Origin of the sequence: Novosphingobium sp. Chol11, assembly GCF_900218065.1 — a bacterium.
Lineage (GTDB): Bacteria > Pseudomonadota > Alphaproteobacteria > Sphingomonadales > Sphingomonadaceae > Sphingobium > Sphingobium agri.
The window spans coordinates 2226421-2250624 of sequence record NZ_OBMU01000001.1 but is presented as its reverse complement, the minus strand read 5'-3'; the positions used below and the strand labels follow the sequence as shown (position 1 = coordinate 2250624).

The following is a 24204-nucleotide window of genomic DNA, read 5'->3' as shown; positions in this document are numbered from 1 at the left end:
CTTCCATGGCCACGGCCTTTTCCTAGCGCGGCAGAGTTGACGGGCCGTTAAACCTTTTCCGGCACAAGAAGCGTCATGAGTCGGATACTCCATGTGCTCGATCACAGCCTGCCGATGCATAGCGGCTACACCTTCCGGACGCGTGCGATCCTGCGGGCGCAAATGGCGCAGGGCTGGGACGTGCGGGGCATCACCGGATTGCGCCACGGCGCCAAGGGACCAGTGGAGGAGGTCGTCGATGGCCTCCATTTCCATCGCACGCCGGGCCATCCGGCAACGGGCAACCCCCTGCTGCGCGAATGGCGAGACATCGCCGCGCATGCGGACGCGATCGATTCGCTGATCGGCCAGTGGCGGCCGGACGTCATCCACGCCCATTCCCCGGTCCTGAACGCCATGGCTGCCCAGCGCGCGGCCAAGCGGCACGACATTCCGATGATCTACGAGATTCGGGCCTTCTGGGAGGATGCAGCGGTCGGCAACGGCACCGGCACCGAGGGAAGCCCGCGCTATTGGCTGACTCGGCAACTCGAAACCCACGCGGTGCGCGCAGCCGATGCCGTAGCCGTCATTTGCGAGGGGCTGCGCGGCGATCTGGTGGCAAGGGGAATCGATCCCGCCAAGATCATCGTCTCGCCCAATGGCGTGGACATGGAGCAATTCGGGACGCCCGTGCCTCGGGACCCGGCGCTGACGACCCGGCTGGGGCTGGATGGCGCGGACGTCGTCGGCTTCATCGGCAGCTTCTATGATTATGAAGGGCTGGACGACCTGATCGCCGCCATGCCCCGCCTTGTCCGCGCCCGCCCCAGGGTGAAGCTGCTGCTCGTCGGTGGCGGACCCTGTGAACAGGCGCTGAGGGATCAGGCGACAGCTTCGCCCTTTGCCGACCATATCGTCTTCGTCGGACGCGTGCCGCATGACGAGGTCGAGGATTATTATGCGCAGGTCGATGTGCTCGCTTATCCGCGCAAGGCGATGCGGCTCACCGATCTTGTGACTCCCCTCAAGCCGCTGGAGGCGATGGCGCAGGGGCGCCTGGTGGCGGCTTCCAATGTGGGCGGCCATCGCGAATTGATCGAGCATGGGGTGACCGGCACGCTGTTCACGCCTGGTGATCCGGCCGCGATCGCGTCTGCACTGGCGGAGATGTTCGCCGATCGGGGCTTCTGGGATGATCGCCGTGCAACGGCGCGCGCCTTTGTCGAGCGGGAACGTAACTGGTCGTCAAATATTCTGCGCTATCAGCCGGTTTATGAGCGGTTGCTGGCGCAGCGGCCCGCGCATGTCCGTGCCGCCGCATGAGTGGGAGCTTAATCGTAGGACGATCTCATCAAGCGATGACCCCGGCCATATTGGCGGGGATCGCGGTGGGCATGATCCTGCTGACAATGCCCGCCGGGCTGGTCGAGACGATCGTGGCGTCCAGCGGCCTGAGCGAGGCCATGCCCGCTGCCGCGCCGCCATTGGGGTTGAAGGCACGCTTGCTGCTCGCCGGGTTCGGCGCGCTGATGGCGACAGGCGTTGCATGTTTGGGCGCTGCGCCAGTGCCGATGAAAAAGGATCGACGCCGTCACAGCGTCACGGGAGTGAGTGATATGGGTTTTGCATTGCCGAAGCTGAACTGGCTGTCTCGCGGCCGGGCGACCGGAGCGTCCAGAATATCGCGCCCGCTGGCGCGCCGTGCTGACGCGCATCCCGATGCGCCTGCACGTACGCCGATCTTCGCCAGCCGGGACTTTGGCGGGCTGGAGATCTTCCCCCGGATCGCGCCCGCGCGCGGGGAGCAACCGGAAGTGCCTGAGGTCGAAGAGCAGGCGATCATCCAGCCGGGCCTATCCTCTTTTGAAGAAGCTGGCCACGATGAGCCCACCTATGCCGAGTTCGAGGATATTGCTCCTCCTGCTCCCGTAGAAGCGACTCGGACGGAGGCTCCCGTATCGGCGATGCCGTCCCTTGCCGAGTTGACGGCCCGGTTCGAAAGGGGGCTAGCCGAACGCGTGCGGGGAAGCAGGACGGCTCTCGAGGCCGACGTCATTGCGGACATGCCCGTCGAACAGCGCGTCCCGGTGCGGGATCATGTCGAGGATGACGTCGATCAGGCGCTGCGGGCCGCGCTCGGCACATTAAGGGCCATGGCAGACCGCACGCGCTGATCCCCGCCGCTCACCAGTCTTCGATGGTGAGCGCGGAAAGCTCGATCCGTTCCTGATCGGCAGCCGAGCGGCCGCCGTCAATCTTGATGTCGGCAACGAAATGCCGGGTCAGGGACCACTCGGCATCCTCCAGCCCCAAGGCGAAGCGTGCCCGCCTTTCCTTCGCGTCCGGCCCAGTCATCCGCAGGGCGATGACGTGCCGACGTCCCTGAAACAAGGCGCTGGCCCATGGGCGGCTGGTCGCCCGCTCAATGCTGGCGGGCTCGCCTGCGCGTTCGATGAGTTGCGCGAGCAGCCGTGGCAGCGGGTCAGTGCGGCGCATTCCTTCGTTTGCGACCGGACCTCGGCTCTGGCGGAGATGATCCATACTTGTCATTGGCCCGCGCTCCTGCGATATGTGTTCATGAAATGTTCTATACGTCTCTTGATCCGTTCCCCCGGCTCCCGCCCTTGGCGCAGGTCGAATACCAAACGCGGATCGCGGACGCTCTCCCGGCCAAAGCGGGTTGCTGGAATGCCGTTGTCCCGCAGGAACTTCTCTACGGCGCGAATCAACATGCGTTTCAATCTCCCTCTGCAACAGGATTCGCCCGCCGCGAATCTCTAGGATGTTTCCTATCTGTTCCTGCATTTCCTACTTGTCTAGGAAAAATCCTATAGATAGGATTCTGTCATGGCCGTTGATTTGGAAGATCCGCGCATAGTGCTGGAACGGCTGATCGCCGAACGAGGGGAGAATTATTCTGACCTCTCCCGGCGGCTGAAGCGCAACCCCTCCTATATTCAGCAATTCATCAAGCGCGGGACACCGCGCAAGCTGGATGAGGAAGACCGGCGGATTCTCGCCCGCTATTTTGGCGTTTCCGAGGACGTGCTGGGCGGACCGGCGCGGCAGGAGTTCATGGTGGAACGGAAATCGCGGCCGTTGCCTGCCGTGGTGCCGGTGCCGCGCCTCTCCCTGGGCGCTTCGGCTGGCCCCGGGTCGCTTGACGAGGACGAGCGCGCGGCCGGCGTGATGGCTTTCGACGCGAAATGGTTGCGCCATCTGGGCGTGCGGCCACAGCGCGTTTCGATCATCAGGGTGGACGGCGAATCGATGGCGCCCACGCTCAATGATGGCGATGAGATCATGGTCGATCATGATGATGACGCGATGCGGCTGCGCGACGGCGTCTATGTGCTGCGGCTGGATGGCGTGCTGATGGTGAAGCGGATCGCCATGGGGCCGCGCCGGGGATTGTTCAGCGTGCTCAGCGACAATGTCCATTATCCCGATTGGGTGGATATCGATCCGGCGCTGGTGGCCATCGTTGGCAGGGTCGTCTGGACCGGGCGGCGGCTGGTCTAGAGCGCGCCGCGTTTAATCGGACGCAGGTCGCGCGCTCTGGTTTTTGTTATCGCATCGTTTGAAGCGCGAACCCGGTCCCCACTTTTGCGCACGATGCTCTAGCTTGGCGCGATGGCGAAGGCTTCCTATGTGCGGACGGCGCAAGGAGGCTCCGATTGAACGACAATGACGCGGTGATCCGCAAGGCGATCGAATGGCATGGCCAGCCGATGGCGCTGGCCACGGTCGTATCGACATGGGGATCTGCGCCCCGGCCGCGCGGCAGCCATATGATCGTCCATGGCGATGGCCGCTTCGAAGGCAGCATTTCGGGCGGCTGTGTCGAAGCGGACGTGCTGCAACGCGCCGCGGACGTCATCGCCGGGCGTGCTGCGCATGTCGAACGCTATGGCGTTGCCGATGGCGATGCGTGGGCCGTGGGGCTTCCATGCGGGGGCGAGATCAGCGTGCTGGTGCAGCCGGTGTCCGAGGAGAGTTTCGCGCCGCTGCTCTTCGACCGGATTGCGCAGGCGCGGGATGAGGGGCGGGCGCTCACCCTTTCCACCGACCTTGGCACAGGCATCACCCGTGAGGGCGTGGTCGAGGGTCAGTTCCAGAACAGGTACGATCCGCCGCGCCAGTTGCTGATCGTAGGCGCGGTGCAGATTGCCCAATCCTTATGCGCGCTCGCGCAAGCCATGGGAGTGAGGCCTGTGGTGATCGATCCCCGAGGCCGCTTCCTGACGCAGGAGCGTTTCCCGGGCGTCGAGTTGGACGATCGCTGGCCCGATGAAGCCATTGCAGCGCGAAGGCCGGGTGAAGCGACGGCGGTCGTGACGCTCAGCCATGATATCAAGATCGACGACCCTGCGCTGGCCGAGGCCTTACGCGCGCCGACTGGCTATGTCGCGGCGCTGGGATCGCGCAAGAGCCATGCCGCGCGGCTTGAGCGGCTCTCCGCCATGGGGTTTTCCGAAGAGCAACTGCGCCGGATCGACGGCCCGGCGGGCATCGACATCGGCGCGGTGGGTGCGGCTGAAATCGCCCTGTCGATCGCGGCTGGCATGATCGCAGGCTTCAACGCGCGCGGCTGACCCCAACGGTCAGCAGCATTTTCCGCCCTTCTTGCCGCCATAGCGGGCTTCCTGCCGTTCCCGGAAAAACTGGGTGCGGGTCATGACAGGGGCGCCGGGATGGTGCGCCTGCATGTGGCCGACATAGCCGTCATAGTCGGGCATGCCGACCATCATCAGCGCTGTCCGGCGAAGCTTGGCGAACAGCCGGGTCATTCCGCTGGCACCAGAGATGCGGGGATTTCGCGTGCGGTGGGTGCATCAACGCGCCGCGCGGCCATGCAGGTGCGGATGGTGAAGAACAGCAGGGACAGCACCACCAGAAGGAAGATGCCTACCAGGGCCGCATCCACCCGATCGTTGAAGATGATCTGCTGCATCTCCGCCATGGACTTGGCGGGGCTCAGCAATTTGCCTTCATTCGCCGCCGTGGAGAATTTGGCTGCATGCGCAAGGAAGCCGACCTTCGCGTCGGCCGAAAACAGCTTCAGCAGCCCGGCCGACAAGGTGCAGACCAGCAGCCACGCCGCCGGGATCATCGTCACCCAGGCGTAGCGGTCGCGCTTCATGCGGAACAGCACCGCCGTTGCCAGCATCAGCGCGATCGCCGCCAGCATCTGGTTGGAGATGCCGAACACCGGCCACAAGGTGTTCACGCCGCCCAAAGGATCGGTGACGCCCTGATAAAGGAAGAAGCCCCATGCCGCCACGGTGAGACCCGTTGCCACAAGGCCGGGGCCGATGCCGGACGTATCCTTGAAACGAGGCACGGCAAGCCCGATCAGGTCCTGCAACATGAAGCGTCCCGCTCTCGTCCCTGCGTCCACCGCCGTCAGGATGAACAGCGCCTCGAACAATATCGCGAAATGATACCAGAAGGCCTTCATCGCGGGCCCGCCGATCACATGGGAAAAGATTTCCGCCATCGCGACGGCCAGCGTCGGCGCGCCGCCTGCGCGCGATATGATGCTATGTTCGCCAACATCCTTGGCTGTCTGGGTGATGAGTTCGGGCGTGATGGGGAAGCCCATCGCCGTGACCGCCGCCGATGCGCTAGCAGCATCGGCGCCGATCACCGCCGCTGGACTGTTCATCGTGAAATAGATGCCAGGATCTAGGATCGACGCCCCCACGAGCGCCATGATCGCAACGAACGCTTCCATCAGCATCGCACCATAGCCGATCAGCGGCGCGTCGCTCTCGCTCGCGATCAGCTTGGGCGTGGTGCCGCTGGCGATGAGGGCATGGAATCCCGACACCGCGCCGCAGGCGATAGTGATGAAGAGGAAGGGGAAGAGCCCGCCCGACCACACCGGGCCGTTGCCGTCGATAAACTGCGTGACGGCATGCATCTTGAGCGGGGGCGCCATGATGACGATGCCGATGGCAAGCGCGGCGATCGCCCCGATCTTGAGAAAGGTGGACAGATAGTCACGCGGCGCCAGCAGCAGCCAGACCGGCAGTACCGACGCCACCGCGCCATAGCCGATCAGTATCCAGCACAGCTGCACCGGCGTGAAGGTGAAGATCGGACCCCACAAGGGTGATTCCGCAATCGCCTGCCCATAGATGATCGCAGCCAGAAGCCCCACCAGCCCGATCAGCGACACCTCGCCAATGCGCCCCGGCCTGATCCAGCGCGTGTAGGCACCCATCAGCAGGGCGAGCGGCACCGTCGCCGCCACGGTGAACATGCCCCAGGGGCTCTCCGCCAGTGCCTTCACCACGATCAACGCCAGCACGGCCAGGATGATCACCATGATCATGAAGGCGCCGAACAGCGCGATGGTCCCGGCGGCCTGGCCCATTTCCATGCGGATGAGCTCGCCCAGGGATCGCCCGTCGCGGCGCATGGAAATGAACAGGACCATGAAGTCCTGCACGGCGCCCGCCAGCACCACGCCCACGATGATCCAGAGCGTGCCGGGCAGATAGCCCATTTGCGCGGCAAGAACCGGCCCGACGAGGGGACCGGCACCGGCGATCGCCGCAAAATGATGCCCGAACAGCACCACCCGATCCGTCGCGACATAGTCCAGCCCGTCCGCCCGCCTGATTGCGGGCGTCGGCCGTGCGGGGTCGAGCCGCATCACGGCTCGGGCGATGTACAGCGCATAATAGCGGTAGGCGACGAGGAAACTGCTGACCGCAGCCACGACGATCCAGAGCGCGTTGACCGCCTCCCCGCGCGATACGGCAACCACAGACAGCGCCACCGCCCCGGCTATCGCCATCAGGATCCAGGGGATGTGCCGGGTCATCGCTCTCTCTCTCTGTCATTGTCGCAGTGTTGGCCGCCACAGTAGGGCCGCGCCCTCCAAAGACAATCACCGATATGGGCACCGATGTGGCCGGCCCGCTGCTTTGCGATTGAACGGCCATTCGATCGCGGTGCTGGCCCAGAGCGCCCACCATATGATCAGCGGCTGCAACAGCAGGCGCGGGCCATGATACCACCAGCCAAGGTGCACGCCGCCCAACGGAATGTCGTTCAGCGCGTGATTGATATTGGCGGGCCAAACGCACAGGGCGTAAAGCGCAAGGCCTATCCCGGCCGCTCTCCGGAATCGCGGGATGTGCAATCCAATAGCGCCCGCAATCTCAGCGATCCCCGTGAGCGCGATGATGTCAGCCGGATATGGCACCCAATGCGGGGTAATGGCGATGAAGCCGCCTGGTTTGGCTATATGGGCGATCCCGGCGATCAGGTAGAATGCAGAAAGCAGCCAGCGCGAGGCCGTCCTTACATTATTGCCATCGCCTCGCGCCTTGCCACCGTCAGAGCGTGATCTCCCCCTCATCTTCGCCATCCCAATAATGCGCCCTTTCGGCGCGTACCTTGATCATCACCAGGCCCGGCGTGTCGACGCCCTCGTCGAACCAGCGGTCAAGATCGCTGTTCCAATGCGCCTCAAACTGCGCCTTGTCACGGATCAGGTCAGCGCGCCCTTCGACCGCCACGAACAAGGGGCGCTGCTTCAGCAATCCGGCCGCCCCCTGGAATGATAATCCAACCTTTGGGTCGCGCTCGATATCACGAACCATGACGGTATCGTCCGTCGTGAAATAATAGCTGTCGCCGTCATAATCGACGTCACCATTGTTGCTCATCGGGCGAGCGGCGATCTGGCCGCCTTCAGCGCGGGTGGAAAGCATGGCGAAGTCGATGTCCTTCATCTTCTTTGCCAGCTGCGGCAGCGTCAGTTGAACCATCCAGCACACTCCTTTGACGAGATCATGCCAACGTCCCGCCGCGAAATAAGCTCCGGACTCGTCAACCGCCCTATAAGAACATATAGTGAACACACGAATCGGAAAGGATGAGCCATGCGCCACGATATGCGCGCCGGAACTTTGTATCGTCTCTTCTTCGCGCTGAAGCCGCCTGTAACGGTGGCGCGGCAGACCGATCATCTTGCGGAAAAATTAGGCGGCGGCGAGCGGCGTATCCGCCTGGAACATCAACATATGACGCTCGCCGTCACGGCCGATTATGTCGAATATCCCTATGCAGTGATCAAGGCATTGCTGCGCGCGGGCACGAGCGTGGAGGCTGAACCCTTCGACATGCGGCTCGACAAGGTGAGCTTCACCAACCGGTCGGTTGCACTGCGTCCGTCCCGATCCGTGCCGCTGCTCAATCAGCTACAGCGCTCGATTGCCGATGCGATGTGGAGGGCAGGGGTGGCCTTGCGTCCGGGCTGGAGCTTCAGCCCCCATCAGACATTATTTTACAGGGACGGTCCGCCATCGCAGCAGAGCATCGATGGCTTTTCATGGTCACTCGACCGGTTTGTCCTGGTGTGCAGCCATGTCGGCCGCACGCGGCACGATATTCTGGGCACGTGGACGCTTAAAGGCGACGGGCAGTATGAGTTGTTCTGATGCTCAAGCGAAAGTGCGTCTAACAGAATCGCTCGAGCCGTTCGAGCTGAGCTTGCCGAAAAAAGCCCTCTTCTTGAAAAGTAGAGCCCCTCCGCAGGCTCAGGGCGAACGGCGTGGTGCCGGTATGAAGCACAAGATTTGAGGCCGTAGCTCGGTATCGATGGTTATGCCGTGGAGCAGCGTGCAGATGTGCGGTTAGTATGAACGCTGCCAGATAGCCGCAGGTGGAGAGTTTCTCAGCCCTCGGTCACGCTGGCCAGCACGGCGGCTCGAAGTTCGGCTATGCCCATCCCCTTGTCGCTCGATGTCGGGATGATCTCCGGATGGGCGGCCGGCCGCTTGCGGATGGCATCGCTCGCGGCCTGCATGATTTCGGCCAGATGGCTTGCCTTCACCTTGTCCGCCTTGGTGAGCACGATGCGATAACTGACCGCTGCTGCGTCCAACATGTCCAGAATGTCGTTGTCGACATCCTTGATGCCGTGGCGACTGTCGATCAGCACGAGCGTCCGCTTCAGCTTCGCCCGGCCGCGCAGATAATCATTCACCAGGAAGCGCCATTTACGCACCATGTCCTTGGGCGCGCGGGCATAGCCATAGCCGGGCATGTCGACGAGGCGAAAGCGCAGCGGATCGCCCACATCGAAAAAGTTGAGCTCCTGCGTCCGCCCCGGCGTGTTGGACGTGCGCGCCAGGCTGTTCCGCCCGGTAAGAGCGTTGAGCAGCGACGATTTGCCCACATTCGAACGGCCCGCAAAGGCCACTTCATTGACCGACATGTCGGGCAGGAATTTCAGATCCGGCGCCGATTTAAGGAAGGCGATCGGCCCGGCGAACACCTTGCGCGCTTCCTCGATCAGTTCGGGGTCGACACTGTCGGTCACGTGATTTCCGTTCGTCTCGTGGACTATGCGCTATTTCGCCGGGGCCGCGCTCAATGCAGGATGGCGCTTGTAGAGCCACCACTGCTGCAACATCGACAGGCAGTTGTTGGTGATCCAGTAAACCAGCAGGCCTGCCGCGAACGGCGCCATGATGAACATCATCATCCACGGCATGATCGAGAAGATCTGCTGCTGCATCGGGTCCATCTGCGCCGGGTTCAGCTTGAACTGCAGCCACATGGAAATGCCCAGCAGCAGCGCCAGCACGCCGATCGCCAGGAAGGACGGCGGGGTGAAGGGCAACAGGCCGAACAGGTTGAGGATGTGCAGCGGGTCGGGTGCGGACAAATCCTTGATCCAGAGGACGAAGGGCTGGTGACGCATTTCGATCGTCAGCTGCAGCACCTTGTAGAGTGCGAAGAAGATCGGGATCTGGATGAAGATCGGCAGACAGCCGGCGAGCGGGTTTACCTTCTCGCGCTTGTAGAGCTCCATCATCTCCTGCTGGAGCTTGGGCTTGTCGTCCTTATATTTCTCCTGCAGCGCCTTCATCTTCGGCTGAACCGCGCGCATCGCCGCCATGCTGGCGAACTGGCGCTGGGCGACGGGGAACATCAATGCGCGGACCACGAAGGTCAGGCAGATGATCGCGACGCCGAAATTGCCGATATGTTCGAACAGCCAGTGCAGCAGCGCGAAGATCGGCTTTTCGAACCAGTAGAACCATCCCCAGTCGATCGCCCGGTCGAACAGCGGAATGCCCGCGTCCTGATAGGCTTCGAGCGTCTTCACTTCCTTCGCACCGACGAACAGGCGCACGGTCTGCGTCACGGCCTTGCCGGGAGCCAGCATGGTGGGCGCAAGGCTGTAGTCGGCCTGATATTGCGTGCCTGCCCCCTTACGGAACTGGCCTTCAAAAGCGGCCTTCTGGTCAGGCACCAGCGCGGACAGCCAATATTTGTCCGTAAATCCGATCCAACCGCCCGTGGACTGGAAGCTCTGGCTGGAGGGACCCTTGTCCAGATCCTTGTAGTTCACGTCATAATTGGCCGCGCCGTTGAACACGCCCATGGGCCCTATATGGATGGTCCAGGTGTCGGGATCCTGGGGAATGCCGGTCCGGCTGATATAGCCGAATGGCTTCACGCCCACCACGCCAGTGCCGCTGTTCGCGACCTTCTGCTGCGCGGTGATCATGTAGTTTTCATCGACCGTCAGGCGGATTTCGAAGGTCTGGCCTGCGCCATTGTCCCAGCGCAGCGTCACGGGGCTGGTAGGCGTCAGCTCCTTGCCGTCGGCAGTCCAGACGGCGTTGGCGTCCGGCGCCTTCAATCCTTCACCTTGCCAGCCGAAGCCCGCGAAAAAGGCGTCTTTCGTGCCAGAGGGGCTGTAAAGGCGGATCGCTGGGGAATTCTTCGCGATCGTCTCGCTGTAGGTGGGCAGCACGATGTCGTCGATGCGCGCGCCCTTCAGGTTGATCGAGCCGACCAGCTTGGGAGTCCGGATCGCGACGCGCGGGCTCTCCTTCAGGACGAGGGCGCGGTCGCGAATCGCGGCGGGGCTGCTCGCCACGGGACTCGATCCCTGCGCCACCGGCGTCGTCTTGCCACCTTCGATCTTGGTCGCGGGCGGATTGGCGGCGGGGAAGAAATGATTGGCGATATAGGGCCAGCCGAACAGGATCGCTGCGGTCAGCAGCACCGCCAGAACAATATTCTTCTTGTCGTCCACGCTTGTCGGCTCCGCCGTCTTTTAGTGAAAATTCGTGTCAGGGCACCGGGTCGTAACCCGATCCGCCCCAAGGGTGGCATCGCATTAGCCGCTTCGTGGCGAGCCAGCTACCCTTCACCGCACCATATTTACGGACAGCCTCGATCGCATATTGCGAGCAGGACGGCGCATAACGGCAGCTTGGCGGCAATATGCGGGACGGGCCGATCTGCCAAAACCGTGCGATGAGTATGAGGAGGCGGGCGATCATGAGCTCGACTCGCCCTGTTTCTGCGAAGCGGGGAAACCAGTGCTGCTGTTGCCCGGCATCGCTGCGTCAGGACTATGCTTCTGATCCTTTGCGCGGGCGGGCCGCTTCTTTGCCTTGCGCGGTGCGTCGCCGACCGGTCGGCTCATCACCTTACCCAGCGCCTTTTCCAGCTCCGCGCGCAGCAGGGCGAAGTCCCGCTCGATCCCTTCGGACCGGCCGATCAGCACATGATCGGCCCCCGCCACGCCATGGACCGGCAGCAGCTCGCGTGCCAGAACGCGAAAACGGCGCTTCATCCTGTTGCGGATGACAGCGCCGCCAATCTTTTTCGTCACCGTGATGCCGATACGCATCGCGGGATCGCCATCAGCCCGTTCGCGCACCAGCAGGACAAAGCCCGGCATTGGCGCGCGCCGCCCACGATTCGCCGCCAGGAAATCAGCGCGCCGCCGCATGACGGCTGGCGCGCGATCCGGCGGCGCGTCGTTCAGGCGCTCAGGCTCTTGCGGCCGCGAGCGCGACGGGCACGCAGCACGTTGCGGCCGCCGGGCGTCGCCATGCGAGCGCGGAAACCGTGACGGCGCTTCCGAACCAGATTGCTCGGCTGATAGGTGCGCTTCATCGTTCATTCCTCAAAGCAAAACGTCAAAATCGGGCGTGACAAAAAAGGGCCGCCGTTGGGCGGCCGCATGTCAGGGGGCGTCCGATAGGCAAAAGCGGTGGACGAGTCAATGGCGGAGGAGGGTGATCGAAGAGGATGCGCAACATGTTCCCTCTCCCCTTCAGGGGAGGGGGAGTTCAGCGCCTCTACTTCGCCCGGACCGTCGCCACCGCCTGCTTGAGCGCATCATATCCCACCGCGCCGTTCAGCACCTGATCGCCCACGACGAAGGTCGGCGTGCCGGTCGCGCGCAGCTTTTGCGCCAGGGCGATGTTGGACTGGATCTCCGCGTCATATTTGCTGCTGGCCATGGCCGCCTCCGCAGCCTTGGCATCGATGCCGACCTTGGCGGCAGCGCCGAGGATCGCTTCCCGAGTAACCTTGCCACTATCATACAGCGCCCGGTGGAAGGGCATATATTGGCCCTTCTCCGCCGCCAGCAGCGACACCTTGGCCGCATCCGCGCTCGCGTCGGACAGGATCGGCAACTCGCGATAGACGACCTTCAACCCCTTGTCCTCGCCGACCAGCTTGGCAAGGTCCGCCAAAGATGCGCGGCAATATCCGCAGGCATAGTCGAAAAACTCGACCAGCGTGACGTCGCCATTGGCCGCGCCTTCCCAGGCACCGGCATAGGGCGTCTCGATCGCCTTGCGGCTTTCGCCGATGCTGTCGGCGACACGCTTCGCCTGGAGCCGTTCGACCGCTTCGGGAATGATCTCGGGATGTTCGAGGATATAGTCGCGCACGATCTTCTCGATCGCCGCCTTGTCTCCCGCCGCCACGCTGCCTGTACTCTGCATGCCGAGGGCCGCGCCCGCGGCAGTGGCGGCGATGAAGGCGAGGGCGCCAATCGTCATCTGGATGGTCCTGTTTGAAAGTGCGGCGCGAAAACCGGGCCGAGAGGTTTCGGTCATTTCTTCTTTCGCTTCTGCTCGATGGCCGCACGTGAAACCATGGCGATATCCTGCGCCCGCAGATAGTCAACCGTGCCAGGCTTTAACGCCTGCATGGCCGCGTCCGCGCTGCGCAACGCCATCTGGTCCTGACCCATGAGCGCGTAGCGTTCCGCCGTGGCGAGCGCCGCACGGGGCGTATCGCCCCGCCGTTCATAAACGACCCCCAGCTGATACCAGGCGAAGGGATTTTCCCGGTCGCGCGCGACGGCGTTGCGCAGCACCTGTTCGGCTTCAGCGAAATTCTTGTCATCTTCCGTCGCGATCAGCGCATGGCCCAGCATCGTCGCGATCAAGGGCTGCTGGGTGAGCTGCACGGCTTCGCGCAGAGGAGGAATGGCGTCGGCGGGCCTGCCGCTTTCCAACAGCACCTGGCCTTTCAACTCCAGAAAATAAGGGTCATGCGGCTGCGCGGCGAGCAAGGCGTTCACCTCGGCGATCGCCTTGTCGGGGTAGGCGCTTTTATGCCAGGCATAGGCGCGCGCATAATGCGCCGGAAGAGACTGGTCGCTCTCGGGATATTTTATCAGCGTCTGGGTGGGTTCGGAAACGAAGCCGACCAGCTTGGCCTTGATCCTCTCGAACCGCGCTTCAAGCTTCGGGTCGACCGGCCTGTCCCAAGCGGGATCGACGGTGTACACCTCCCTCAGGACATTGATGCGCTCGCCCGACAAAGGATGCGTGCGGCCGTAGCTGTCCTCCTGCGGGATCGCGAGCCGATATTCCTGGTTCTGCAGCTTCTTGAAGAATTCCAGGCTGCCTTTGCCGGACAGGCCCGCCTTGCTCAGATAGCGCGCGCCCGCAAGGTCGGCGGAGCTTTCCTGCGCGCGGGAGAAGGCGAGGAATTTGCCCATGGCCGCCTGCTGGCCCATGCCCAAAATGCCCATGCCCGCTTCCGCGCCGCCCGCAGCGATCGCAGCGGCGCCAAGGACGAGGCTGAGCAAGGTAATGCCCGTCGCCGCCTTCATGCCCTCTGACGAGCGGATGATATGGCCGCCCTCGATGTGGCCAAGTTCGTGCGCGACCACGCCTTGTAGCTGGTTCACATTGTCTGCCGCGGCGATCAGGCCGCTATGAACCCAGACATATTGGCCGCCCGCGACGAAGGCGTTGATTTCCGGGTCGTTGAGAACCAGCACCTGGACATTGCGCGGCTCCATCCCCGCCGCGCTCACCAGCGGTCCCGACATGTCCGCCATGAAGGCTTCGGTTTCGGCGTCGCGCAATATTTGCTGCGCCATCACCGGTTTGGCGACGAGTGCCAGCGATGCAATGGCGATCGCAGCCGCGCGCAGCCAGCGGCGCATCATGGCCGATCACCATGGAGCAGGGATGAAGGCAGCATGCCCGCGCCCCTGCCAGCGCCGCGATGAACTCCGCCTGAAGCGAGAACGCCGCCGCCTTTCCGGAAGACCGGCAGGGCGGCGGCGTTGCTCATCAGACGGGCGTCCCTGCTTACTGGCCGAAGGTGCGCTGCCACCATCCACGGCGCGGTGCGCTTTCCGTTTCGGCCTGCTGGGCATCGGCAGTCTCGCCGCCATCAACGGCAGCGACGGCATTCTCGTTCGCGCTGGCCGGTGCCGCATCACCTTCAGGCGCCACGGCCTCCGCGATCGAAGGGGCTTCCGCTGCTTCCTGAGCAACGGCCTCCACCTTCTTGCGCCGTGTGCGCTTGGGCTTGGCGGGTGCTTCGGCTTCGGGCTCCGCCGCAACCGGCGGTTCGGCAGGTGCCTCCGGAGCAGCTTCAGCCTTCTTGCGGCGCGTGCGCTTGGGCTTGGCAGGCGCTTCCTCTGCGGCCACTTCGGCAGGAGCCTCGACAGCCTCGACAGCCTCGACCGGGGCAGCTTCCGCTTCCTTCGGCTTGCGCGCACGGGGACGGCGGCGCGTCTTCGGCGCTTCTTCCTCAGCCGGTGCTTCCGGTGCAGCTTCTGCTACCACGTCCGCGATCGGTTCAGCCTCAGCGGGCTCCTCGGCGGGTTCGGCAGCCTCGGCGGCTTCGCTGATCGCCTCGTCCGAAACCGCTTCGCCCTCGCGGCGGCGGCGTCCACCTCGGCGGCCGCGCCGGCCACGGCGTCGGCCCGCCTCTTCACCCTCGCGATCGGCTTCGACGGGCTGTTCTTCGCCCCCTTCGGCCACCGCTTCAGCGTCTTCATCAGCCTCTTCGGCGGAAGCGGCGGCAGCTTCTGCCTGACCCTCTCCATGATGGTCGTCGCGCTGACCGCCCCGGCGACGGCGACGACGGCGGCGGCGACGTCCACCCTCGCGGTCCTCGCCCCGGTCACCGCGCTCGTCGCGCTCTGCAGCCTCGACTTCCTCGATCTCTTCGTCGTCCAGCTCCTCGACGATGTCGAGATCATCCTCATCCTCTACGAGCGGCGCATAGGTCACCACCCGTTCCGGACGCGGACCGCTGGCCTCGACCGACATGCGTGCGCCTTCGACCTCGCCATCCGGCAGGATCGCGATGGTGACGCCATAGCGCTGCTCGATCTCGTCCAGCTCGCGGCGCTTGTTGTTGAGGACGTAGAAAGCCGCTTCCTGGCTCGCGCGCAGTGTGACCAGGTTGCCGCGCCCGCGCGCCGCTTCCTCTTCCAGCATGCGCAGCGCGCTGAGGCCTGCGGACGAAGCGGTGCGGACAAGGCCGGTGCCTTCGCAATGCGGGCACTGGCGGGTCGATGCTTCCAGCACGCCTGTGCGCAGCCGCTGACGGCTCATTTCCATCAGGCCAAAGCCGGAGATGCGGCCGACCTGAATACGGGCGCGATCGTCCTTCAGCGCCTCCTTCATCGCCTTCTCGACCTTACGGATGTTGGAGTTCATCTCCATGTCGATGAAGTCGATGACGACCAGGCCCGCCATGTCGCGCAGGCGCAGCTGGCGGGCGATTTCCCGAGCCGCTTCCAGGTTGGTGGCGACAGCGGTCTGTTCGATGCCATGTTCGCGCGTCGAACGGCCGGAGTTGATGTCGATCGACACCAACGCCTCGGTCGGGTTGATGACCAGATAGCCGCCGGACTTCAGCTGAACGACGGGATTGTACATCGCCGCCAGCTGATCCTCGACGCCCGCCCGCTGGAACAGCGACACGGCGTCGGCATATTGCTGCACCCGGCGCGCATGGCTGGGCATCAGCAGCCTCATGAAATCCTTGGCGGCCTTGTAGCCATATTCGCCCTCGACGATGACCTCTTCGATATCCTTGTTGTAGATATCGCGGATCGCGCGCTTGATGAGGTCGCTGTCATTGTGGATCAGCGCGGGGGCTTCGGACTTCAGCGTCTTTTCGCGAATCTCGTCCCACAGGCGGGCAAGATAGTCGAAGTCGCGCTTGATCTCCGGCTTGGTGCGCTGGAGCCCGGCTGTGCGGACGATGCAGCCCATGGTTGAGGGCAGGTTCATTTCCGCGATGATCGACTTCAACCGCTTGCGGTCTGCGGCGTTCGAAATCTTGCGCGAAATGCCGCCGCCATGGCTGGTGTTGGGCATCAGCACGCAATAGCGCCCGGCAAGCGAGAGATAGGTGGTCAGCGCCGCGCCCTTGTTGCCGCGCTCCTCCTTGACGACCTGCACCAGCAGCACCTGACGGCGCTTGATGACGTCCTGGATCTTGTAGCGGCGGCGCAGCGCCATGCGCTTGCGGCGCAGTTCGTCGGCGGCTTCGTCACCACCGCGCTTGCGGCGGCCGCCCCTGTTGCCGTTGCCCTCGGAGCCCTCGCTGCTTTCAGCGGCCTCGCCTTCATCATCCTCATGATGCGTGGCTTCGACGACTTCCAGCCCATCGTCGTGATGATCCTCGTCGTCCTCGACCTCGGCGCGCAGCGCGGCCTCTTCCTCGGCATGCTCGCGCTCTTCGCGCAGCAGCGCCTCGCGGTCTTCGCGCGGGATCTGGTAATAGTCGGGATGGATTTCGCTGAAGGCGAGGAAGCCGTGGCGATTGCCGCCATAATCGACGAACGCCGCCTGAAGCGAAGGTTCTACGCGGGTGACCTTGGCGAGGTAGATATTGCCTTTGAGCTGCTTGTGCTCGGCCGATTCGAAATCAAACTCCTCGATCCGGTTACCCTTGACGACCGCGACCCGGGTTTCTTCCCGGTGGCGCGCATCGATCAGCATACGCATTGTCATTCATTATTCTCCGGCGAAGGCGGCCAGCGGCACTGGGCCGGGCTGCCACGCGATAGTGGGGGGACGAACGCAGTCGCGCCGCCAGCGGCGCGGGTGTTGCTATCGTCCGGTTTGACAGGAAAAACTGCGCTTCTGCTGCATTGGCAGGGCCGGGCAAATCGCCGGTCCGCTCCGTCCAAGCCGCATCGCCCGTCATCGGGCTCAGCGTGGAACGGAAATCATGCCTCATGCAGCGTCAACCTGTTCGTCGCATCGGGCCAGAGCGTTGGGCGCTCGCCGATGCTGCCGTAAATGTTCCCGATGAAGAAGCCCATCTGACATGGGCGTTTCTTTCAGGAATGTGAATGGGTAGCAGCCTAAGGCCAGCCTAGCAATGTCCCGGGCGAAATTGTTTCGTCCAGGATGAATGCCGCCATTCTGCCGTTCAATCGCCTAACATGGTGAAGCAAAGGTAAACGCCGCGCGGATGCAGGCGCATGGAGAAGGGGCTGGACGTCATGGCGCGGCGCGTTGCAAAAGCGCGCCATGCTTCACGCGCTAGCTCTGGCAGCTGCTTTCCTAATCGGCCCTCAAGGGTCGGAGCGCATCCTCTTCGCTCCTCCAGCGGCCATGGCGCCGCGTCCTGCCAAGCGGTGGCACAGCATTACCGTGCCGATCCCGCCGGTAGCGCGAGGCCTGTCTCTGCCGAAGGTGGAAGGGTCGACCGATGCGTCGCGCCCCCTGATCGTCATCGACGCGGGTCATGGCGGGCATGATCCGGGCGCGATCAGCGCCGAAACGGGCGAGAAGGAAAAGGACCTGACGCTGTCCATCGCGCAGGCGATCCGCGACCAGCTGGTAAAGTCGGGCCGGCTGCGGGTCGCGCTGACGCGGGATGACGATCGCTTCCTGGTGCTGCAGGAACGCTATGGCATCGCGCGGAAGATGAACGCCGATCTCTTCATTTCGGTCCATGCCGATTCGGCCGACAATCATGAAGCGCGCGGCGCGACCATCTATACCTTGTCGGAAGTCGCCTCGGACCGGGAAGCGGCGCGGCTGGCGGCGCGGGAGAACAGGGCGGACGTTCTGAACGGCGTCAACCTCAGCGGCCAAACCGACGCTGTGTCATCCATCCTCATTGATCTGACGCAGCGTGAAACAATGAAGGAATCAGCGAATTTCGCTCGCCTTCTCCAGCGGGAGGGGAGGCCGTTCATGCTGTTCCGGCCTGCGTTTCATCGCTATGCCTCACTCATGGTTCTGAAGGCGCCCGACACGCCGTCCGTGCTGTTCGAAACCGGCTATCTCAGCAATAAGGACGACGCCGCTTTCCTCGCCTCGCCTGAAGGACGGAGCGGCATCGCCAAGGGCGTGGCAAAAGCGGTCGAGATCTATTTCGCCCGCAGGCTGGCGCCTAGCGGCGGCTGAGCCGCGCGGCATCCCGTCGATCCGCACTCCGTCGATCCCCACTGGCGCTGGCCGCATTTTGACCTTAGAGCCTCCTGTCGTCATGGAAGAGGCCCGTCCCCATACCGCCCGCTTGTCCTTCGCCGACCGCCTGAGGGGCAGGCTGGCGCCCCTTTGGCAACGACGCCGGTTCCGCTGGGCAGCCATTGCGCTGGGCGGGATGTTCACTGCGATACTGCTGTTCTGGCTGATCTTCGCGCGCGGCCTGCCCGACGCCGCCACGCTGCTGGAATATGAGCCGCCGCTCCCCACGATCGTACGCGACATCAATGGCCAGCCGGTGCACAGCTATGCCCGCGAACGCCGCGTCCAACTGCAATATAGCGATTATCCGCCGCTGCTGATCCGCGCCTATCTGGCGGCGGAGGACAAGACCTTCTTCGATCACCATGGCGTCGATATTCCTGGCTTTTTCGGCGCAGTCTTCGACTATGCCAGCAAGATCGGATCGGGGCAGCGCGCCAAGGGCGGGTCGACCATCACCCAGCAGGTCGCCAAGAACCTGCTGATCGGCGACGAATATTCCCCCACGCGCAAGGTGAAGGAGATGATCCTTGCCTACCGCATGGAAAATGTTCTGACCAAGCAGCAGATCCTGGAACTCTACCTGAACCAGATATTCCTGGGCCGGAACGCTTATGGCGTGCAGGCTGCGGCACGGGCCTATTTCGGCAAGGATGTCGCGGACCTCAAGCTGCAGGAGATGGCCTATCTCGCGATCCTGCCCAAGGGACCGGCCAATTACCGTCCGGAAAGCCCCACAGGTCATGAGCGCGCGCTCGACCGCCGCAACTGGGCGCTTGGCGAGATGTACAAGAATGGCTGGATCAGCCAGGCGCAACTGACCGAGGCGCAGGCTCAACCGCTCGGCACGGTCGCACAGCATGGCTCCAGCTTCGATGCGCGCGCCGGCGGCTATTATATGGAAGAGGTGCGCCGCCGCCTGATCGACCTGTTCGGCGAAAAGGCGGAAGACGGCCCCAACAGCGTTTATGCGGGCGGCCTTTGGGTCCGCAGCCCCTATGATCCCAAGCTGCAGGAAGGGGTCGCCACCGCCCTGCGCAACGGCCTTTTGCGTTTCGACGCAGGGAAGGGTTGGTCTGGTCCGGTAGGCAAGATCGACCTGGCGCGGGGGTGGAAGCGCGAACTCGCCGCCAGCTATATCGGCATCGATTATGCCGGTTGGCGCGTGGCGGCGGTGATCGACCGCAGCTCTTCCGGGGCCGAAATCGGCTTTTCCGATGGGACCACCGCGACCCTGCCCGCGAGCGCCGCGCAAATGCCCTATCGCCGCGCTGGCGGGCCTGCGTTCAACAGCATGAAGCCCGGCGACCTGATCGTGGTCGCGCGCAACGGGTCCAGCTGGGCGCTGCGCAACGTGCCCGAAGTGTCCGGTGGCATGTTGGCCGAGCAAGTCCATTCCGGACGGGTGCTTGCCATGCAGGGCGGGTTCGACAACCGCCTGTCGTCCTATAATCGCGCGACGCAGGCGATGCGCCAGCCCGGATCGACCATCAAGCCGTTCGTCTATGCCGCCGCGCTGGACAATGGCATGACGCCTGCCTCGATCATCGTCGATGGCCCCTTGTGCGTCTATCAGGGCGCGGGGCTGGGGCAGAAATGCTTCCGCAACTTCTCCGGCGGCAGCGCCGGGCCGCAGACGATGCGCTGGGGCGTCGAGCAATCACGCAACCTGATGACGGTGCGCGCCGCCAGCCAGACCGGCATGGACCGCGTCGTGCGCACCATCAAGGCGATGGGGATCGGCGATTATCAGCCCTACCTCTCCTTTGCTCTCGGCGCTGGCGAAACCACGGTCGAGCGGATGGTGAATGCCTATGCGATGCTCGCCAACCATGGACGCCAGCTTTCGCCCAAGGTCATGGACTATGTGCAGGACCGGCGCGGCAAGGTGATATGGCCGCTGCGCTGGCGCGCCTGCGACGGGTGCAACATGGCGAACTGGGATGGCAAGCCCATGCCGCGCTTCGGCTTCGAAGGGCGGCAGGTGATGAACCCGATGACCGCCTATCAGGTCGTGCATATCACCGAAGGCGTGATCCAGCGCGGCACCGCGACGGTTCTTGCGGATCTCAAGCGGCCGCTGTTCGGCAAGACGGGCACGACGAATGGCCCGACCAACGTCTGGTTCGTGGGCGGATCGCCTGACATCGTCGCTGGCGTCTATATCGGCTATGACCAGCCACGCAGCCTGGGCGGGTGGGCGCAGGGCGGCCGGGTCGCCGCGCCGATCTGGAAAGCGGCCATGGCCCCGGTGCTCGAAACCATGCCCAAGACGCCCTTCGTCGCGCCCGCGGGCATCCGCATGGTCACGATAGATCGCCGGTCAGGCAAGCGCGTCTATGGCGTGTGGCCGACCGACGATCCCAAGCCCGCCGTCATCTGGGAAGCGTTCAAGCCTGAAAGCGAACCCCGCCGCTCCATCCGCAAGGAAGAGGTCGCCGCGCAGGAACAGGCCGCCCAGCGGCGTGAGGCAAGAGCCCAGACGCGGCAGCGGACGGACAGCGACTTCCTGCAGGAACAGGGCGGGATTTATTGATCTGAAATCCTCCCCTGCAAGGGGAGGGGGACCGCCGAAGGTGGTGGAGGGGTATAGCGCAGCGGTTTGGGCTGCACCCTTCCGTCAGCGCTCGGCGCTGCCACCTCCTCTTGCAGGGGAGGATTTCAAGGAGGATCACTCATGCTCTACGGGCCTAAGTCCACGCAACGGCGCGCTCGCGAATTGCGCCGCACGATGAGCTTGCCTGAAGTGCTGCTCTGGCAGGAACTGAGAAAGCGGCCCGAAGGATTGCGATTTCGGCGGCAGCATCCGGCTGGTCCCTATGTGGTGGACTTCTTCTGTCCGGCCCGGAAGCTGGCGATCGAGGTGGATGGTAAGGCGCATGGGTATGGCGCTCGACCTGTGCGAGATCGGGTGCGCGATGATTGGCTACTTGGCGAAGGAATCAAGGTGATCCGTATTCCTGCCCGGGAGGTGTTGCGGGATGTGGAGGCGGTTATCCGTCATATAGTTGTTCAAGCTTAATCATGCCCTGGAAGGGCAGGTGGAACGACATGGACGGTGGACGGGTATTCGGCTCAGCGCTCCACAGTTTTTACCCCTCCGTCAGCCCTGCGGGCTGCCACCTCCCCTTCCAGGGGAGGATTACTACGCCCTTCCCAAAATCGCATCCCTCGGATAGGGGCTGGCGTTTAGCGCGTTTAGGATGCGCCCCGAAGTTTCTGGAGACTCCCCATGCGCGCCGAAGCGCAGCAATATATCGATCGTATCGACGCCGCGCTGGACCTGCTGCGCCGCTTCCTCGACTGGGACCGCGCCTTGCGTCGCCTCGACGAGCTGAACGCCCGCGTCGAGGACCCGACGCTCTGGGACAATCAGAAGATGGCGCAGGAAGTCATGCGCGAACGCACGCGCCTGGAAGCCGCGATTGGCGCGACCCGGGCGATCGACAGTGAAAAGACCGACACCGCCGAACTCATCGAAATGGCCGAGGCCGAAGGCGATGAGGAGATGGTCAACGAAGGCGTCGCTTCGCTGAAGGCGCTGGCCGATCGCGCGGACGAGGACAAGATCAAGGCGCTGCTGGCCGGTGAGGCGGACGCCAGCGACACCTATCTGGAGATTCACGCGGGCGCGGGCGGCACGGAAAGCCAGGACTGGGCAGAGATGCTGTCGCGCATGTACCGCCGCTGGGCCGAACGGCGCGGCTACAAGGTCGAACTGGTCGACTATCAGGCAGGCGACCAGGCGGGCATCAAGTCCGCGACCTTCCTGTTCAAGGGCGAGAATGCCTATGGCTATGCCAAGACGGAAAGCGGCGTCCACCGGCTGGTGCGCATCAGCCCCTATGACAGCTCGGCGCGACGGCACACCAGCTTCTCGTCGGTCTGGGTCTATCCGGTGATCGACGACAATATCGAGATCGAGGTGAATGAGGGCGACCTCAAGATCGATACCTATCGCGCGTCGGGCGCGGGCGGGCAGCATGTCAACACGACCGACTCCGCCGTCCGCATCACGCACATCCCTTCGGGCATCATCGTCGCGTCGCAAAATGACAGGTCGCAGCACAAGAACCGCGCGACGGCGATGAACATGCTCAAGGCCCGGCTCTATGAGGCCGAGTTGCAGAAGCGCGAGGCGGCGGCTTCGGGTGAATATCAGGCGAAGACAGAGATCGGCTGGGGCCACCAGATCCGATCCTATGTGCTCCAGCCCTATCAGCTGGTGAAGGACCTGCGCACCGGCGTTACCTCAACCTCGCCCGACGACGTGCTCGACGGCGCGCTCGACCCCTTCATGGCGGCTGCCCTGTCGCAGAAGGTGACGGGCGAGAAGGTCGATGTGGAGGATGTCGACTGATGATGCGGGGCGCGCTGGCGGGATCCTTGTTCCTGCTGGCAGGCTGCGGCCTGTTGTCGTCCGCCAAGCAGGATGACCGGCCCGCCGCCGCGCGGGACTTTCCCCGTGCCGACAGGCCGGTGGCGCCCATCGTCTCGACCCGCTGGTCCAACGAGGAAGCGCGCGACCGCGTCAATGAGGCCGAAGACATCATGGATCGTGCGGGCATCCGGCCCGGCATGACCGTTGCCGACATCGGCGCTGGCGAAGGCTATTATACCGTTCGGCTCGCCAACCGCGTCGGCGCCAAGGGCAGGGTGCTGGCCGAAGACATCATGCCCGAGGTGATCGAGGCGCTGTCCCGCCGCATCACGCGCGAGGATTGGCGCAATGTCAGTGTCAGGCTGGGCGCGCCAGAAGACCCGAAGCTGCCGGAAAACAGCTTCGACCGCATATTCATGGTCCATATGTATCATGAGATCGCCGAGCCCTATGCGTTCCTGTGGAACCTCAGTCCCGCGCTCAAAAGTGATGGCGAACTGATCGTGGTCGATGCCAATCGGCCGACGGCGCAGCACGGGACGCCGCCGCGCCTGCTGGTCTGTGAACTGGCAGCCGTCGGTTTCCGTCTGGAGGAACTGGTGCCCAAGCCCACCGCAGGCGGCTATTTCGCCCGCTTCCGCCGGGTCACGGCCCGGCCATCGCCGCAAAGCATAGTACCCTGCGCCATGAAAAGTGCGACTAACGTAAATTAGCAGTTTCCCTAGGGTAAAAGGTAGCTAATGGCGGGTTAACCATGATTCTGTGCGCCGTCTTGACCTTTTCATGGTTGGATGGCCCGTGGGAGAAGCTCGGTATGAACAACCAAAGCCCATTCCTGGCGGGCAACGCCGAACAGCGGCGGCACAGTGCACGGCACAAGATGTTCGGCCCCGTCACCCTATGCGTGGCCAATGCCGAAATGCGCGGCCATTTCCTGGACCTGTCCACCTCCGGGGCGCTTGCTCATTGCGAAACACCGCCCGCTGCTGGCAGCTATGTCGAGGTGAAGGCCTTTGGCGTGGAAACCAGCGGCCGCGTCGTATGGGCGCGAGGCAAGCGTTTCGGCATTCAGTTCAGCCAACCGATGACGGATGAAGCGATCGACACAGTCATCCGGGGAAGTTGAGCGTCAGCCGCGCTTGCGCCATTTCCGGAAGAGTGAAGCACTGACCAGACCGCCGCCCAGCAGCGCGGCGATGGCGCCACCGGCGGAGGCGAGCGCCCAGGCACCGGCGGCGAGCAGGCCGGTCAGGAAATCGACGATGATCAGCGTCAGATGGATCATGGCAAGAGGACGGCTGG

Annotated in this window: 25 protein-coding genes and 1 pseudogene; 11 read left to right on the top strand and 15 right to left on the bottom strand. The window is 63.8% G+C overall.

Annotation, left to right across the window (positions count from 1 at the left end; all coding sequences use genetic code 11):
• Positions 1-75: 75 nt before the first annotated feature.
• Together NCHOL11_RS11175 and NCHOL11_RS11170 are read left to right on the top strand one after the other, a co-directional pair.
• Positions 76-1305, top strand: coding sequence for a TIGR04063 family PEP-CTERM/XrtA system glycosyltransferase (locus NCHOL11_RS11175; RefSeq protein ID WP_097092367.1), 1230 nt, complete (start codon positions 76-78; stop codon positions 1303-1305).
• Between the two features lie 35 nt (positions 1306-1340).
• Positions 1341-2156, top strand: coding sequence for a hypothetical protein (locus NCHOL11_RS11170; RefSeq protein ID WP_097092366.1), 816 nt, complete (start codon positions 1341-1343; stop codon positions 2154-2156).
• Between the two features lie 10 nt (positions 2157-2166).
• Here NCHOL11_RS11170 and NCHOL11_RS11165 read toward each other — a convergent pair whose 3' ends face one another.
• Positions 2167-2532, bottom strand: coding sequence for a hypothetical protein (locus NCHOL11_RS11165; protein WP_097092365.1), 366 nt, complete (start codon positions 2530-2532; stop codon positions 2167-2169).
• Positions 2529-2714, bottom strand: a complete 186-nt coding sequence (locus NCHOL11_RS11160; RefSeq protein WP_097092364.1) for a hypothetical protein — start codon at positions 2712-2714, stop codon at positions 2529-2531. Before NCHOL11_RS11160 ends, NCHOL11_RS11165 begins: the two co-directional genes overlap by 4 nt.
• A gap of 115 nt (positions 2715-2829) precedes the next feature.
• Between NCHOL11_RS11160 and NCHOL11_RS11155 the strand changes: the two genes are divergently transcribed.
• Complete coding sequence (locus NCHOL11_RS11155; protein ID WP_097092363.1) at positions 2830-3504, top strand: S24 family peptidase; 675 nt, start codon at positions 2830-2832, stop codon at positions 3502-3504.
• A gap of 155 nt (positions 3505-3659) precedes the next feature.
• Positions 3660-4577: an XdhC family protein gene (locus tag NCHOL11_RS11150; protein ID WP_097092362.1), complete on the top strand. Its 918-nt coding sequence runs from the start codon at positions 3660-3662 to the stop codon at positions 4575-4577.
• A gap of 9 nt (positions 4578-4586) precedes the next feature.
• Here the strand turns inward: NCHOL11_RS11150 and NCHOL11_RS11145 are convergent, their stop codons facing one another.
• The 4 genes from NCHOL11_RS11145 to NCHOL11_RS11130 form a co-directional block, all read right to left on the bottom strand.
• Positions 4587-4772: a YbdD/YjiX family protein gene (locus NCHOL11_RS11145; protein WP_097092361.1), complete on the bottom strand. Its 186-nt coding sequence runs from the start codon at positions 4770-4772 to the stop codon at positions 4587-4589.
• Entirely contained in the window at positions 4769-6817 is a 2049-nt protein-coding gene (locus NCHOL11_RS11140; RefSeq protein ID WP_097092360.1) for a carbon starvation CstA family protein, read from the bottom strand. Before NCHOL11_RS11140 ends, NCHOL11_RS11145 begins: the two co-directional genes overlap by 4 nt.
• Positions 6818-6883: 66 nt before the next feature.
• Entirely contained in the window at positions 6884-7357 is a 474-nt protein-coding gene (locus tag NCHOL11_RS11135) for a DoxX family protein (RefSeq protein WP_097092900.1), read from the bottom strand.
• Positions 7335-7769, bottom strand: coding sequence for a pyridoxamine 5'-phosphate oxidase family protein (locus NCHOL11_RS11130; protein WP_097092359.1), 435 nt, complete (start codon positions 7767-7769; stop codon positions 7335-7337). Before NCHOL11_RS11130 ends, NCHOL11_RS11135 begins: the two co-directional genes overlap by 23 nt.
• Before the next feature lie 114 nt (positions 7770-7883).
• Between NCHOL11_RS11130 and NCHOL11_RS11125 the strand changes: the two genes are divergently transcribed.
• Positions 7884-8441 (top strand): 2'-5' RNA ligase family protein, encoded by a 558-nt coding sequence (locus NCHOL11_RS11125; protein WP_255254774.1) that lies wholly within the window; start codon positions 7884-7886, stop codon positions 8439-8441.
• A 236-nt stretch (positions 8442-8677) separates the two neighbouring features.
• Here the strand turns inward: NCHOL11_RS11125 and yihA are convergent, their stop codons facing one another.
• From yihA to NCHOL11_RS11085, 8 genes are all read right to left on the bottom strand, one after another.
• On the bottom strand, positions 8678-9325 hold the full coding sequence (yihA, locus tag NCHOL11_RS11120; protein WP_097092358.1) for a ribosome biogenesis GTP-binding protein YihA/YsxC: 648 nt from the start codon (positions 9323-9325) through the stop codon (positions 8678-8680).
• Positions 9326-9355: 30 nt separating this feature from the next.
• Positions 9356-11056 (bottom strand): membrane protein insertase YidC, encoded by a 1701-nt coding sequence (gene yidC / locus NCHOL11_RS11115; RefSeq protein WP_097092357.1) that lies wholly within the window; start codon positions 11054-11056, stop codon positions 9356-9358.
• A 37-nt stretch (positions 11057-11093) separates the two neighbouring features.
• The gene (yidD, locus tag NCHOL11_RS11110; RefSeq protein WP_097092356.1) at positions 11094-11306 is read right to left on the bottom strand and encodes a membrane protein insertion efficiency factor YidD; all 213 of its coding nucleotides are present in this window, start codon (positions 11304-11306) and stop codon (positions 11094-11096) included.
• A complete protein-coding gene (rnpA, locus tag NCHOL11_RS11105) occupies positions 11303-11761 on the bottom strand; it encodes a ribonuclease P protein component (RefSeq protein WP_097092355.1) in 459 nt (152 codons plus the stop codon). The genes yidD and rnpA overlap by 4 nt, the downstream gene beginning before the upstream one ends.
• 32 nt (positions 11762-11793) lie before the next feature.
• On the bottom strand, positions 11794-11928 hold the full coding sequence (gene rpmH, locus NCHOL11_RS11100) for a 50S ribosomal protein L34 (RefSeq protein WP_007683189.1): 135 nt from the start codon (positions 11926-11928) through the stop codon (positions 11794-11796).
• Positions 11929-12113: 185 nt separating this feature from the next.
• The gene (locus NCHOL11_RS11095; protein ID WP_097092354.1) at positions 12114-12884 is read right to left on the bottom strand and encodes a DsbA family protein; all 771 of its coding nucleotides are present in this window, start codon (positions 12882-12884) and stop codon (positions 12114-12116) included.
• Positions 12881-14230, bottom strand: a complete 1350-nt coding sequence (locus tag NCHOL11_RS11090) for a M48 family metalloprotease (RefSeq protein ID WP_097092898.1) — start codon at positions 14228-14230, stop codon at positions 12881-12883. Before NCHOL11_RS11090 ends, NCHOL11_RS11095 begins: the two co-directional genes overlap by 4 nt.
• A 148-nt stretch (positions 14231-14378) precedes the next feature.
• Entirely contained in the window at positions 14379-17048 is a 2670-nt protein-coding gene (locus tag NCHOL11_RS11085; RefSeq protein ID WP_255254773.1) for an Rne/Rng family ribonuclease, read from the bottom strand.
• Between the two features lie 573 nt (positions 17049-17621).
• Here NCHOL11_RS11085 and NCHOL11_RS11080 point away from each other — a divergent pair.
• The 6 genes and pseudogenes from NCHOL11_RS11080 to NCHOL11_RS11055 form a co-directional block, all read left to right on the top strand.
• Positions 17622-18458 (top strand): annotated as a pseudogene (locus NCHOL11_RS11080) (N-acetylmuramoyl-L-alanine amidase family protein); the annotation flags it as partial.
• Between the two features lie 82 nt (positions 18459-18540).
• The gene (locus NCHOL11_RS11075) at positions 18541-21057 is read left to right on the top strand and encodes a penicillin-binding protein 1A (RefSeq protein WP_097092351.1); all 2517 of its coding nucleotides are present in this window, start codon (positions 18541-18543) and stop codon (positions 21055-21057) included.
• Between the two features lie 141 nt (positions 21058-21198).
• Positions 21199-21543 (top strand): endonuclease domain-containing protein, encoded by a 345-nt coding sequence (locus NCHOL11_RS11070; RefSeq protein WP_097092350.1) that lies wholly within the window; start codon positions 21199-21201, stop codon positions 21541-21543.
• Between the two features lie 210 nt (positions 21544-21753).
• A complete protein-coding gene (gene prfB, locus NCHOL11_RS11065; RefSeq protein WP_097092349.1) occupies positions 21754-22881 on the top strand; it encodes a peptide chain release factor 2 in 1128 nt (375 codons plus the stop codon).
• Positions 22881-23615 (top strand): class I SAM-dependent methyltransferase, encoded by a 735-nt coding sequence (locus NCHOL11_RS11060; protein WP_097092348.1) that lies wholly within the window; start codon positions 22881-22883, stop codon positions 23613-23615. Before prfB ends, NCHOL11_RS11060 begins: the two co-directional genes overlap by 1 nt.
• A 101-nt stretch (positions 23616-23716) precedes the next feature.
• Entirely contained in the window at positions 23717-24028 is a 312-nt protein-coding gene (locus NCHOL11_RS11055) for a PilZ domain-containing protein (RefSeq protein WP_097092897.1), read from the top strand.
• Positions 24029-24031: 3 nt separating this feature from the next.
• Here the strand turns inward: NCHOL11_RS11055 and NCHOL11_RS18195 are convergent, their stop codons facing one another.
• Entirely contained in the window at positions 24032-24187 is a 156-nt protein-coding gene (locus NCHOL11_RS18195; RefSeq protein ID WP_176502231.1) for a hypothetical protein, read from the bottom strand.
• Positions 24188-24204: the final 17 nt, after the last annotated feature.